The sequence below is a fragment of the Sulfurimonas lithotrophica genome, from assembly GCF_009258225.1.
Classification (GTDB): domain Bacteria; phylum Campylobacterota; class Campylobacteria; order Campylobacterales; family Sulfurimonadaceae; genus Sulfurimonas; species Sulfurimonas lithotrophica.
Genome location: NZ_CP043617.1, coordinates 1,876,177 through 1,889,251, shown reverse-complemented (window position 1 = coordinate 1,889,251; position 13,075 = coordinate 1,876,177). Strand labels below are relative to the sequence as shown.

Genomic DNA, 13,075 nt, shown 5'->3' with positions numbered 1-13,075 from the left:
TTAGTTGCGATATAATCGCATTAAAATTATAAAAAGAAGTTAGATGAAGTATATATTTGTATTAGTTTTTTTATTAACGTCCATGTACGGTTCTGTTTTAAAATCAACGATTTTAAGTGTAGATGAGGAGCAAACAACAGCTACAATAAAAGTAGATAAAATAGAAATAGGGATGAGCGGTTTTATCGTTCACGAGTTTACGGATGAGCATACAAGTATTTTAAGAAATGCTATAGTTAATAGTTATGATGAAAATACTAAAATTGCCGTTTTAAAACTTAGTGACTATGATGACTTAAAGCATTCTGCTCTTCCACACGGTAAGTGGAGTGTTAAAGCAGGCGATAAAGCTATTTTGGCTTTTGGATATTCCCGTGCACTTTTAGTAGCTCCAAACGAAGATATTTATAATAAAATAACAAAAAATGCCAATACGGTTCAGTGGATACATCCAGATATTTTTGCGACAATATTATCTATTAGCGGGCATCCGACACCTGTTGAAGAAGACTTTAAAAAGATGAGTATATCAGCAAATGTCGGACTTTTCTTTTTTTACCTAGAAAAAAAACTTTATACCTTAGATGCAAGAAGCTTTAAAATATTAAATATTTCAGAAATTTCATTAGAACAAAAGAGTATTAAGCTACCTTTTTATAGCCGTATAGATAAGATTAATGAAGCATGGTTCGGCAAGGGAAGTGATGAGTTGGAAGATTATGAGCCTTATTATTTCTCTTTAATGGTAAAACATAATCCAAAAAATAAAACACTTTTTGAGATAATAAAAAATTCCGATAAAAAGCTTCATGATTTATTGAACGAATTTGAGATAGAGGATTAAATAATGGAAAATAAACATATAAAACATTTTGAAAATATTGTTGGAAGTGAAAATATTTACAGCGATAAAGCCCACTTAATCGCATACTCTTATGATGCTACACGTGAGAGGTTTGAGCCTGATGCGGTAGTTTTTCCAAGAAATGAAGAAGATATTTCAAAGATATTAAAATACTGTAACGAGCATAAAATAGTCATAGTACCTCGCGGAGCTGGAAGCGGTTTTACGGGTGGTGCACTTCCAAGTAACGGAGGGATTGTTCTTGCTATGGAGAAACATATGAATAAGATTTTAGAGATAGATCTTAAAAATATGGTAGCAGTTGTTCAACCGGGTGTTATAAATATGGACTTGCAAAAAGCGGTAGAAGAGGTAGGTCTTTTTTATCCGCCTGATCCTGCATCTCAAGACTACTCGACAATCGGTGGGAACGTGAGTGAAAATGCGGGCGGTATGCGTGCCGCAAAATATGGAATTACAAAAGACTATGTAATGGCTACGCGTGCAGTCCTTCCAAACGGTGATGTAATTAAAGCGGGAAAACGTACCATAAAAGACGTAGCAGGATATAACATAAGCGGTATTTTAGTTGCATCTGAGGGAACTTTGGCGGTACTTAGTGAAATAACTCTTCGTCTTATTCCAAAACCAAAGATGACTAAAACGGCTATGGGTATTTTTGAGAGTGTTGAGAGTGCTATGAATGCGGTTTATAAAACAATGGCAAGCGGTGTTACGCCTGTTGCGATGGAGTTTTTAGACAACCTGACTATTCGTGCGGTTGAGCAGACTTTTAACAAAGGTCTTCCTGTAGATGCAGGAGCACTGTTAGTAACGGATGTAGATGGAAACCTAGAAGATGATTTAAACTTTCAACTTGCTCAAATCGAGAAAGTTTTCTTTGAAAACGGATGTACCGAGTTTAAAATAGCAAAAGATGAAAAGGAAGCTGCGGATATCTGGTTTGCAAGACGTAATGCATCTCCAGCCCTTAGTGTTTATGGAAGTAAAAAACTAAACGAAGACGTAACAGTACCTCGTGCAGTACTGCCTGAGCTTTTAGAGAAGTTTTATGCAATAGCCGATAAATATAAAATAAATATCCCTTGTTTTGGACATACGGGTGATGGAAACGTACATACAAATGTAATGGTTGACGGAAGTGACCCTGAACAGGTAAAAATAGCTTATCAAGCTATAGAAGAGGTTTTTCAAGCTACAGTTGATTTAGGCGGTACACTCTCAGGTGAACACGGCATCGGGCTTGCAAAAGCTCCGTATATGGGTATGGCATTTACAGATGAAGAGATGAATCTTTTCAAATCTATAAAGGCGGCATTTGATCCAAACAACATTTTAAATCCTGCGAAAATGGGACTTAATTAGTGTATAATCCATATTATGGATATACGAAAAACTAATCTTTTAGAACTTTTTAAAAAACTAAAAAAAGTTTATGGAGTTGCACTAGATAGGGAACTAACCCTAGATGCAGCTTCACTTAGCTTTTACTCTATCTTTGCACTTATCCCCTTGCTTTTAATTTTAATGACCTTTTTGACGTCTATGGACTTTTTCTTGGATGTGTATAAAGAGATTCAAAATATAATACTTGCTAATTTTCTACCTGTAAACCATGAGATAATCATGGGCTATATAAATGATTTTTTACAAAATTCGGTGGAGATGGGTGTTTTTAGTTTTAGTATGCTTTTTGTATCTTCACTTTTGTTTTTTCAAACCTACGAATATATCGTAAATAATATTTTTAAAGCACCCCAAAGAGATTTTATTCACAGTGTTAGCATCTACATTTTGATGATAATAATAACCCCTTTATCTTTAGCCGTTGCTTTTTCGATATCTGTATATATAGCATCTGCTATGGCTATGAATACCTATACATCAAGTATAGATATTTTGCCTATTATTCCAAATATAATCATTTGGGTTTTGTTTTTTATACTCTTTAAATTATCGGCAAATGTAAAGATAAAGTTTGGTGCTGCTTTTATAAGCTCTTTTGTAGTTTCTGTCGCTTTTACAATTATAAAAAATATGTTTATATATTACATCTTTATAAATAAATCATATACTACTTTGTACGGCTCTTTTTCAATCGTAATCTTTTTATTTTTATGGATATATGTATCTTGGTTTATCTTTTTGCATGGGCTTAGGTTGTGTAACTATTTAAATAATAAAAAGAGTTTAAAATGAGAAATAAATACATTATTCAAAATATGACAAAGTTTTTAGATTACAATCATTATCTTAAAAACTATAATAATCCTACAATGTCTTATTTTGATGATAAAAAATCAAATCCAAACTTTATTGAATTATACTCTTTAAAATACGTAATGGTTGTTGCAGAACCTGGTTTCGGTAAAACAAGACTTTTAAAGGAACTTGTCTTAAGAGGAAGTGATAATAATGCAAAAGTCTTTTTTATAGATTCAAAACAAATCAAAAATTCGATACAAGAGAGTATACAAAAATGTAAAGTAGTCGAAAAGAATATTTCAGAAGAAAAACTACAGAAGACAGTTTATCTCTCAAATACAGATGATTTTACTCTTGATAAAAATTCTATAGTTTGTTTAGATGCTTTAGATGAATTACCTTTTTCAAAACTTTATGATTTTCTTGAACAAGTAGAAGAGTTTATTTCAAATAATCCAGATATAAAACTTTTTGTTTCTTGTAGAACACATCATCTGAAAAAAGTCGAATATGATTTATCAAAGATAGCTTTTGAGTATATAAATCTTGATAGCTTTTATGAAAAGCAGGTTTTTGATTATTTAAAAGATAGTGGTCTTAACAAAGTACAGATAGAAGAGATTGAATATAAATCTAAATTAGGGAATTTATACGATTATTTAACCATACCTAGATATTTATATTATTTTAGTGAGATTATTAAAAATAAAAATATTGATGAGATAGTTGATTTATCAAGAAGTGAAATATTTGAAGAATTTATATATAGAAAAATAGATAAAGAAAGAGATAAAAAATACCCAGAATCTGAGAATCATACAATAAAAAGAGTTTTAGAAGAACTTGCTTTAATCATGAAAATCTTTCAAATTTCGCAGATTAGTAAAGATGACTTTTTTACAGTATTTAAAGAGTTAAATTTAGGAAATATTTTTACTGGTAAAGGATTAATAGAAAAGTTGAGTGATAAAAGTCTTTTAAAGGACAATATTGACTTTTTAGAGTTTGAAAATCAACAGTTTTTAGACTTTTTAGCTGCTAAAGAGTTAGGAAGGTTTGAAAAAATAGAACAAGTGTTTTTTGATATGGCAGTTGAACCACATTTCCAAGAAGTTTATGCAAATTGGTTTTATGTGATGCCATTTGTATTAGAACAACATCCTTCTATGATAAATATTATTCTAGATTTCTTGGAAAAAAACTCTAATAAAGTTTTGCGTGATGGATACTTTAGTGTAATTACAAGTATAGACCCAAGATTAATAGATAAAAAAATTAAATCAAGAATATTTAACGTTGTATTTGATTACTATTATGAACATAATCAGTGGTTAACTCCAAATAAACTAATACATTTTTATATTGAGGATGAGCATTATCAAAAAATAGTAGATTCTATAGAATGTGATATATCAATATATACCAATAGAATTAAAGTTAGTAATTGTATAGAAATAATCGAAGAGTTGTCAAAGTATGGTTGGCTTTTAGAAAGTCAATTAGTGTTCTGGAAAAGTAAATTTTTAGAATGGCTAAAACTTGATGTAAAAGATTATAAATACTTCCATCGTACCATAATATCTAGTTGTTCTATACTTATGAAAAATGACTTCGAATGGATGAAAGGTATATATTATATTTTTAAAAATGGTATAGAAGTTCAGCATGAATATTCAAGAGCCTGTAATAAGATATCTCCAAATGATAAGTTTAGTATTGATATATATTTTCAATGTGATCAACAATTTAAGAACAATAAAATTGACAGAGCTACTAGATTAGATGATAATGTACGTTATATATCCAAAGTGAATACTCAAGAGGGGATACAGTATATTTTAGAAAAAATAACTTCAAAAGATGGAGAAAAAGATTTAAACTATATTTTACATGAGAGTTATAAAGATAGATTTCAAGATGATATAAAACAATTTATATCAAATATTCAAAATAATCTTAATGATGAAGTTTTAACATTATCAAAAAAGCTGATAGTGAACTTATTAATTAAAACAGAAACTCATTATGGGAATAATCGTAAGCACTTGTTTAAAGAGTTATTAAAAGCAATACTTGAGAAAGATGAGAGTTTTATTTTTGAACTTATTGATGAAGTTTATCAAGCTTACTTAGATGGAAAACTATATTATTTTAAAATTGAAAATATTATTCATTTTGATTTATCAAAGTATTTCAATAATAAAAATTTTGATGAAATTTATAAAAAATTAAAAAAGATAGATGATGAAAATGAGAAAAGTAATTTAAGTAATTTTATGGGTTATAGATTTTATTTTAGTGATGAGATTGATAAAAATGTAAAAAATAAAATAGAGAAACTTTATAAAAAAGAGATAAAAGAAGCAAAAGAAAATTCTAAAAAATATGAAGATGAGGCTATTGAAGAAGAAAGAAATAGACAGATAGAACTCTGTAAAGTTTGGGAACATAAAATAGAACCAGAACCTAAAATATTTCAAACAGATTTATTTGCTTTTTATATTAATAATAAAGAAAGACTTGAAAAATGTGAAAATTTTGAAATTAATAAAAATAGAACAATAGATATTGCAAAAGATATTATAAAATTTAATAACCCACTTGATGGAAAAGTTACAGTTAATGGAAGTACTGCATCTATTAAAGGTATCCATTTTTACAAAAAAGCAATAAAACTTTTACATAAAGAAAATGAAGAATTAACAGACCAAGACTTGATTGATAATATATTTAGACATTTACCGTTTGATATAAACTCTGAATATAAAGCTACACTAAAACTTGCTTCAAATCCGTCTCCAAAAGCAATCCAAGATATAATAGATGTATATTCAGGAGAAAAAAGAGATGATGATTTAGATATCTATCATCCGCAGAACTTTATAAAATTTTATAAAACTTCAAAAATAAAAGAAGCCGAACCACTACTTCTTAAGATGTTAAACAACTCACAAATAGAAGAATATATCCATGAACAGATAATTAACATTTTACCAAAAAAAGTTTTGACACAAGAGATTATTCAAAAATATTTAGAAGATAATGGTAAAGAAGATGAATTATATGAGGATATGTTAATAGCTCTAGTTAAAAATTTTGATGATAAAGAAGCTATTAAAAAAATATTTGAGATAGTCATAAAAAAAGGAGTAGAAACAGAAATTTCTGAAAGTGCATCTAGTTTATGGAGTACGCCATTAGAATTAGATAGAGTGGAAAATAAAATAGTGCATACTCTTATAAATATTGACTATGATATAGAAGAAGATAAAAAACTATTAGATATAGCGATAGGTTTAAGAAGTCAAAGTAAAGATTTAAATGCTTCTTTTTTTGAAGAGATTGTTTTTAGACACTTAAAGCACTTAAACCATAAAGAATCATTTAAGCCATTAATTGAAATAGAAAAATTTTTACAAGAAAATAAATCAAAAACAAGTTTAAATTGGTTTGAGTATAAATTTAAAGAATTAAAAGATGTTTATTTAAAAGAACTTGCCAAACCAAAACATATAATGGAGGCTATTAAATCTTATAAAAAATCTAAAGAGAATGAGTATTTAGTTGTTAATTCTGCTTTACATTTACTTGAAACAGTGAAAGAAGCGATAGCTAAAGAGATTAGATATTGGATAGAAGTTGAGGGAGCATATAAATATATAGAGGAACTATCTAAAAAAGATCAAAATCAAAATGCAGAAGATTTTATACAAAAAACATTAAAACCTCAAATTGAATTAGCATTATTGAAAAAAGGATTAAGAGATACAGATATAAGAATAAAAAGAGAAGAGCAAACAATGGATGATAAAAGAGCTGATTTTACAATTAGTTATGGATTTGTAGGTCAAATCTTGTTAGAGTTAAAATTGTCTAGTAATCAAGAAGCTGGAGGAGGGAAAAAAGCTAAAGAGTATAAAACGAAATTAAATACTTATATAGGAGCTACTAATTCTGATTATGGAATATTTATAATCTTTAATATTAAAAAGTCCAAAAAAGTATTTGAAAGCCAAATTGCTAAATTATCTAAACTTTATGATAAGGAAGAGAAGATAACTGTAGTCGACATTGATTGTAAAAATTGAATTTAGATGCAAAAAGTTTATAGAAAAAGCGATATTCATACATTTTGTCATTATAAGCATCCGTATGAACCTTTTAATGTTGTAGATGCAAAAACACTGATAATAGGCAATACCCCACCTGCACGTTTTGCTTTTAAAAAGCTAAAAGAGGGTGATGTTGATTGGTACTACGGCAGTCGTTATAATGCTTTTTGGAGCCTTTTAGAGCAGAGTTGTAAAAGTAAAAAGTCTTTAAGCACAAAAGAGAAGCGACAAAACTTTTTTAAAGAAAACAGTATCGGAATTTTTGATACTATTGAGCAGTGTAGTAGGGCTGAAGGTTGCGGGGCAAGCGATGGAGATTTGTATAATATTGTCTTAGTAGATGTTTTAAGTTTGCTAGAGAAAAACAAACACAAAAAACTTCGTATCTTTTTCTCAGGCAGGTTTGTAGCCGAGCTTTTTCAAAAAGCTACAAAAACAAAGTTTGATTTGCGTTCACGTGAGATGCAGAGTATTGACTTAGATAACAAAACACTTGAACTTACCATACTTTACTCGCCATCACCATCATGGGCAAGAGGTTTGCGTGAAGAGATTAGAAAAACCCCAAACAAAAATGAGTTACGTTTAAAACAATATAGTTTAATTTGTAAAATCTAAAATCTTACCGTTAACTGATTTTAAAAAAGCTATTATATTTTCAATTTCATCATCACTTAAATCTATTCTTACTTGATGTTTCCCCATAATCTTGATTGCATCTTTTAGCTCTTTTACTTCACCGTTATGAAAATAAGGCTTTGTATCTACAACATTTCTAAGTAGCGGTACTCTAAAGTATCCTTTAGGTTTTTGTGAACCTGTAAACCCACCCCTGTTCCCAAAAGGAAATATATCATTTGTGCTTTTTTCATGACACTCATCACAAGCAGATGATCTCATAACTTTTAAAACTTTTTTTTCTTCTATTTGTGTAAAAAAGCCGTCTTTTAAAGCTTTAACATCACTTTTGTTTAATGATTTAAAACTACTTAAACCACTTAGGTACTTATTATATTTATCCAGAAGTTCTTTTATCTCTTTTGGTTTTTTCATACTCCAAACGGTGTGGTAAGATAAGGGAAACTTCCTTAGAGCTTGACCTCCAAGACCAATACCGTTATGACAACCTACACATCCTTTTGTTATGAAAATTTTAAGTCCGTCTTTTTCATTTTGTGTTAGTTTATCAAAGTAACCAAGTAAATAATCATCATATCTTCCCCGCGTAACTAGAATCTTTTCATATGTAGATATTGCATCTGCAATCTTCTCAAATGTAACTTCATCATTTCCAAATGCATCTATAAACATCTGTTTATAGGCTTTATTTTGAGAGATTCTTTTCTCAGCTAAAGCTGGAGTTATAGACATCTCAAAAGCTGCTTGTAGTGGTCCTTTTGCTTGGTTTTTTAGTGTTTGGCTTCTTCCATTCCAAAAAAACTTTTTTGAAAAAGCCGTATTTAAAACGGTAGGCGTATTTAGATGAAATGGATTCTCTTGGTTTTTATGCCCTATTGCAGTAGGTTTTGCATCTGCACCGCCTAAGTTAAAGTTATGACATGATGCACAGCTGATATCTTTTGCTAATGAAAGATCTTTTTCAAAGAAGAGTTTTTTACCAAGCTTTATTTTATCTTTTGAGAGACTATCTGCATCTGTATCCAAATCTTTTAACAAAGATTCAAAGTTCTGCGGAACAGGTTTTAAACCGCTATCATAAGCTAGCTCCACAAGCTTTAAATCATCGTTTGAAAAGAGATTAATAACCAATAATATAAATAAAATGTATTTCATGGAATCCTCCTTATTCTAATTTACAAATCATATTGGATATCCGGTTTTATTTATGTGATGGGCGTCACATATAAAAATAATAGATGCAGTTATATTTTTATCATTAAATATAGGAGAAAAATTATGAAGTATTTTTTTGTAGGCGGTTTTGGACTGTTGGTAATTATACTGTTTTCAAAGGTTATTGTAGCTTTGGAGTTGGTTAATTTAGATACGTTTTCTACAAATGCAGAGTTAAAACTAAGTGCCGTAAATGCAACGAATGAAAAAAAACTCAAAATTATAGGCAAACAAACATATGAAGTTTTTTGCTCATCATGTCACGGTATGAACGGGGAAGGGAACAACGGCAAAGCCCATAATCATACAAAAAGAATAGCGGAAAAAACGGTACTTGATATTATACAAAACGGTTCAAACAATTTTAAAAGCATCTACCCATCGGGAATGCCCGCAGGACTTGTGAATGATACAGATGCAAAAGAACTTGCAAAATACGTTGCAAACTCTCTCAAAGGGAAAAAACCAAAATCATGGATGGTTTGTGCAACTTGTCATGATGAGAGTGGGGAGGGAATTTCATATGTAGCTCCAAATATTAAAGAATACAGTGACGAGCTTGTAGCAACAGTACTAAAAAACGGTAAAAAAGGTGTTATCGGTACAATGCCTGATTTCTTCTGGGAAAAACTTTCAGAGATGCAGATAAAAGCATTGGCGACTTATATTAGGAGCATCCAAAAATAAGCTTTTATAAATATGACAAATTGAAATTTTTTTTCTATGAGTAATCAATTTTTGATACTATATACTAAATACAAAGGATTGAAAATGAAACAGATAAGTATAGAGTATCATAAAACACCATTTGGCGAGTTTATTATAGGTTCGTTTGAGAATAAACTTTGTTTGTTGGATTTCAGGTACAGAAAAAAGAGAGAAACGATAGATAAGCGACTTAAATCAACCCTAAAAGCAATCTATGTAGAACAAACAAGTGCCGTAATAAAAGAGTGTAAAAAACAGCTTGACGAATATTTTAGTATGAATAGAAAAGAGTTTGATATCCCTCTTCTTTTAGTAGGTTCAGATTTTCAAAAAAGCGTCTGGGACGCTTTACTTAAAATACCTTACGGTAAAACAAGTTCTTATTTGGAACTCTCAAACAACATTGGTAACGAAAAAGCAGTTAGAGCGGTGGCAAATGCAAACGGTGCAAACTGTATAGCTATCATAGTCCCATGTCACAGAGTCATAGGAAGCGATGGTAGCCTTACAGGTTATGCAGGTGGTTTAGACTTAAAGAAAAAACTGCTTGAGTTAGAGAACAATCTTTTTAACTGATGTTTTTATAAATATCAAATAACTCTTCATTACTTATCTCTTTTCCTCTTTCTTGCGAAATTGTTTTTACCTCTTGGGTTAACTTCGCCTGCATCTCATTTGGAACATCTATACCAAAAACCTCTTTTAATATATATGTGACACCGCCTTTTCCAGACTGTGAGTTTATACGTATGGAATTCTTATAGTCTCTGCCTATATCCTGCGGGTCTATTGGCAAATACGGAACATTCCAAGTTTTTTTGTCTCCTTGTTTATAATGATGCATACCTTTTTTTATGGCATCTTGGTGTGTGCCTGAAAAAGCGGTATATATCATAGAACCTACATACGGATGCCTCTCTTGCACACTTAAACCGCTGATGGCAGTAACCCTGTTTAATATATCATCTACTTTTTTGATATCCAATCTTGGGTCTATCCCTTGCGAATAATAATTAAATGCCAAAGTTATCAAATCAACATTTCCTGCACGCTCACCGTTTCCAAGGATAGTACCCTCAACCCTCTGTGCACCTGCCAAAACAGCAAGTTCCGCACTGGCTACCGCACATCCTCTGTCGTTGTGTGGATGCACGCTGATAGTTACATTTTCTATGTTGTTAATGTTTTTTCTCATCCATTCTATTCTATCTGCATAGATATTTGGTGAGCTGGCTTCTAGTGTATTTGGCAAGTTCAAAATCATAGGTTTTTTATATGTTGGAGCATATGCTTTTATAACTTCGTTTGAAACTTCTAATGCAAACTCCAATTCCGTTTGTGAAAAACTCTCGGGAGAATATTCAAAAACTACATCACCTTTAAACTTCTCTGCCTCTTTTTTGATTATGACTACACCTTCAAGAGCCAAGTCTATTATCTCTTTTTTACTGCGATTAAAAACTACCTCTCTTTGATTTGAAGCTGTAGGGTTGTATAGATGCATGTTTATATGTTTTGCACCTTGTAATGCTTCAAAACTTCTTTTAATATGGCGCTCGATTGAAGGCGTTAAAATCCCTACCGTTACATCATCCGGAATTAAATCCTCATCTATCAACCTGCGACAAAAATCAAACTCCGTTTGTGATGCACTCGGATATGCGATCTCGATCTCTTTAAATCCAAACTCAACTAATATTTTAAAATAAGAAATCTTTTGTTCTATCCCCATAGGATTTGCCAACGCTTGATTGCCGTCTCTCAAATCCGTACTTACCCACCTTGGGGCAACTGTGGCAGTATTATTTGGCCACTCTCTATTTTCCAATTTTACCGTTGGATACGGCTTGTACTTTATATGTGTACACATAATTTGTCCTTAACAATGTAAAAAAATAAAATGCCTATAGGTGTGTGATACACCGCAAAACGGCAAAACTAAATATGAATTAAAAAAATTTGTGAAAAATTAGAGTAAGTGTAATAAGAGGAGAGAAACTTTTGCAGAACGGATGCCTGACATGGTTTTTGAAATATGTATATTACGACTTTTCATAGTCTCTCCTTTAATTTTGATTTTAAAATTTTAGCAGATTATTTGTTTTTTAGCAAAACTGTTGTGTGGAAGATGTAACTTTAGTCACTTAATCTTTTAATTAAATCATAGTATAATCTATTTAAAACAGTGATTTAAAGGAAAAAATATGAAATCCAGGTTTTCTAAAATAGTATTTTTGATTAGTTCTGTGTTGTTTTCTCAAACTTTATCTGCCGATGGTTTTACTCTAAAGAGTGATTCTATGATAGGTCAGATATCATCAAGTCAAGTTTTTAACGGCTTTGGATGCACGGGAGAAAATATCTCCCCTGAACTTAGCTGGAAAAATCCGCCCAAGGGTACGAAAAGCTTTGCAGTAACCGTATATGATCCAGATGCACCAACAGGCAGTGGGTGGTGGCACTGGGTTGTTTTTAACATACCAAAAGATACTAAAAAAATCTCCACAAATGCCAGTTCTTTAAATTCACTTCCAAAGGGTAGCATCCAAAGTAAAACTGATTTTGGTACTAACAGTTTTGGAGGTGCTTGTCCGCCACAAGGTGATGCTCCACATGCTTATATTACAACCGTATATGCACTTGATACCGAAAAACTTAATTTAGACGAAAATGCGAATCCGGCCTTAGTCGGATATATGATAAATATGCATACTATTGCTAAAAGCTCTGTTATGGCTTACTATAAACGTTGATTTATAAGTTATAACATCCATTATTGTGATTGGCGTCACAGAAGAATATTTTTCATTGTTCTAAACTTCTTCTTACATTCATATAAAGGAGAAAAAATGAATAATATAAGTAAACTTATAGGTGCAATGTTTATAACAATGCTTTTAGCTTTTAACTTACAGGCGGACGAATCTAAACGTCTTTTAATCTCACTCTCATCGGGTAATTTTAAAGCAAGCGGTAGCGGTGTGGCTATTGCAAACGCTATGCAAGATGCAGGTGTGAAAACGGTAGTGTTTATTAACTCAAACAGTGTTAAGTATGCTCTTAAAAACGGTAACCAAGAAAAATTCGGACCGACTAATACTTCTATAAAAGATATGTTGAGCTCTTTAGTAAAAAAAGGCGGAGCAGTTGTAGTATGCGGTATGAATGCAAAATTTCAAGAGGTAAAAGCTAAAGATGTCGTAAAAGGTGTTAAAATAATAGGCGGTGAACAAGCATACGGTGCTCTGTTTGCACCAAATACACAAACATTGTCTTTTTAGTAAAATAAGGTTAAACCGATTTTGGTTTAACCTATGTAGGAGTAAAACAA

At 31.0% G+C, this 13,075-nt stretch carries 11 protein-coding genes; 9 read left to right on the top strand and 2 right to left on the bottom strand.

The window, feature by feature from the left end; all coding sequences use genetic code 11:
- The first annotated feature begins 43 nt into the window (after positions 1 to 43).
- Genes FJR48_RS09450 through FJR48_RS09430 form a run of 5 tightly spaced genes read left to right on the top strand, consistent with a single transcriptional unit; the run spans position 44 to position 7,800 of the window.
- Entirely contained in the window at positions 44 to 844 is an 801-nt protein-coding gene (locus FJR48_RS09450; protein ID WP_152307888.1) for a plasminogen-binding N-terminal domain-containing protein, read from the top strand.
- Positions 845 to 847: 3 nt separating this feature from the next.
- A complete protein-coding gene (locus FJR48_RS09445) occupies positions 848 to 2,230 on the top strand; it encodes an FAD-linked oxidase C-terminal domain-containing protein (RefSeq protein ID WP_152307887.1) in 1,383 nt (460 codons plus the stop codon).
- 15 nt (positions 2,231 to 2,245) lie between these two features.
- Positions 2,246 to 3,064 (top strand): YihY/virulence factor BrkB family protein, encoded by an 819-nt coding sequence (locus FJR48_RS09440; RefSeq protein ID WP_152307886.1) that lies wholly within the window; start codon positions 2,246 to 2,248, stop codon positions 3,062 to 3,064.
- Entirely contained in the window at positions 3,061 to 7,158 is a 4,098-nt protein-coding gene (locus FJR48_RS12190; protein WP_188108571.1) for an NACHT domain-containing protein, read from the top strand. The genes FJR48_RS09440 and FJR48_RS12190 overlap by 4 nt, the downstream gene beginning before the upstream one ends.
- 6 nt (positions 7,159 to 7,164) lie before the next feature.
- On the top strand, positions 7,165 to 7,800 hold the full coding sequence (locus tag FJR48_RS09430; RefSeq protein WP_152307885.1) for a uracil-DNA glycosylase family protein: 636 nt from the start codon (positions 7,165 to 7,167) through the stop codon (positions 7,798 to 7,800).
- Here FJR48_RS09430 and FJR48_RS09425 read toward each other — a convergent pair.
- Positions 7,783 to 8,976: a cytochrome-c peroxidase gene (locus tag FJR48_RS09425; RefSeq protein ID WP_152307884.1), complete on the bottom strand. Its 1,194-nt coding sequence runs from the start codon at positions 8,974 to 8,976 to the stop codon at positions 7,783 to 7,785. The two genes, FJR48_RS09430 and FJR48_RS09425, sit on opposite strands and share 18 nt — an antisense overlap.
- A gap of 123 nt (positions 8,977 to 9,099) precedes the next feature.
- Between FJR48_RS09425 and FJR48_RS09420 the strand changes: the two genes are divergently transcribed.
- Positions 9,100 to 9,723, top strand: a complete 624-nt coding sequence (locus FJR48_RS09420) for a c-type cytochrome (protein ID WP_188108570.1) — start codon at positions 9,100 to 9,102, stop codon at positions 9,721 to 9,723.
- 84 nt (positions 9,724 to 9,807) lie between these two features.
- A complete protein-coding gene (locus tag FJR48_RS09415) occupies positions 9,808 to 10,320 on the top strand; it encodes a methylated-DNA--[protein]-cysteine S-methyltransferase (RefSeq protein WP_152307882.1) in 513 nt (170 codons plus the stop codon).
- Here the strand turns inward: FJR48_RS09415 and FJR48_RS09410 are convergent.
- Positions 10,313 to 11,614 (bottom strand): 2-isopropylmalate synthase, encoded by a 1,302-nt coding sequence (locus tag FJR48_RS09410; RefSeq protein ID WP_152307881.1) that lies wholly within the window; start codon positions 11,612 to 11,614, stop codon positions 10,313 to 10,315. The genes FJR48_RS09415 and FJR48_RS09410 overlap by 8 nt on opposite strands.
- A gap of 334 nt (positions 11,615 to 11,948) precedes the next feature.
- Between FJR48_RS09410 and FJR48_RS09405 the strand changes: the two genes are divergently transcribed.
- Positions 11,949 to 12,497, top strand: coding sequence for a YbhB/YbcL family Raf kinase inhibitor-like protein (locus FJR48_RS09405; RefSeq protein ID WP_152307880.1), 549 nt, complete (start codon positions 11,949 to 11,951; stop codon positions 12,495 to 12,497).
- Between the two features lie 96 nt (positions 12,498 to 12,593).
- Entirely contained in the window at positions 12,594 to 13,025 is a 432-nt protein-coding gene (locus FJR48_RS09400) for a DsrE family protein (RefSeq protein WP_152307879.1), read from the top strand.
- Positions 13,026 to 13,075 lie beyond the last annotated feature (50 nt).

Excerpts from the sequence above, each read along its gene's own strand:
- FJR48_RS09450 (WP_152307888.1), top strand. The coding sequence starts at position 44 with ATGAAGTATATATTTGTATTAGTTTTTTTATTAACGTCCATGTACGGT.
- FJR48_RS09420 (WP_188108570.1), top strand. The coding sequence starts at position 9,100 with ATGAAGTATTTTTTTGTAGGCGGTTTTGGACTGTTGGTAATTATACTG.
- FJR48_RS09440 (WP_152307886.1), top strand. The coding sequence starts at position 2,246 with ATGGATATACGAAAAACTAATCTTTTAGAACTTTTTAAAAAACTAAAA.
- FJR48_RS12190 (WP_188108571.1), top strand. The coding sequence starts at position 3,061 with ATGAGAAATAAATACATTATTCAAAATATGACAAAGTTTTTAGATTAC.
- FJR48_RS09425 (WP_152307884.1), bottom strand. The coding sequence starts at position 8,976 with ATGAAATACATTTTATTTATATTATTGGTTATTAATCTCTTTTCAAAC.
- FJR48_RS09445 (WP_152307887.1), top strand. The coding sequence starts at position 848 with ATGGAAAATAAACATATAAAACATTTTGAAAATATTGTTGGAAGTGAA.
- FJR48_RS09410 (WP_152307881.1), bottom strand. The coding sequence starts at position 11,614 with ATGTGTACACATATAAAGTACAAGCCGTATCCAACGGTAAAATTGGAA.
- FJR48_RS09430 (WP_152307885.1), top strand. The coding sequence starts at position 7,165 with ATGCAAAAAGTTTATAGAAAAAGCGATATTCATACATTTTGTCATTAT.
- FJR48_RS09415 (WP_152307882.1), top strand. The coding sequence starts at position 9,808 with ATGAAACAGATAAGTATAGAGTATCATAAAACACCATTTGGCGAGTTT.
- FJR48_RS09400 (WP_152307879.1), top strand. The coding sequence starts at position 12,594 with ATGAATAATATAAGTAAACTTATAGGTGCAATGTTTATAACAATGCTT.
- FJR48_RS09405 (WP_152307880.1), top strand. The coding sequence starts at position 11,949 with ATGAAATCCAGGTTTTCTAAAATAGTATTTTTGATTAGTTCTGTGTTG.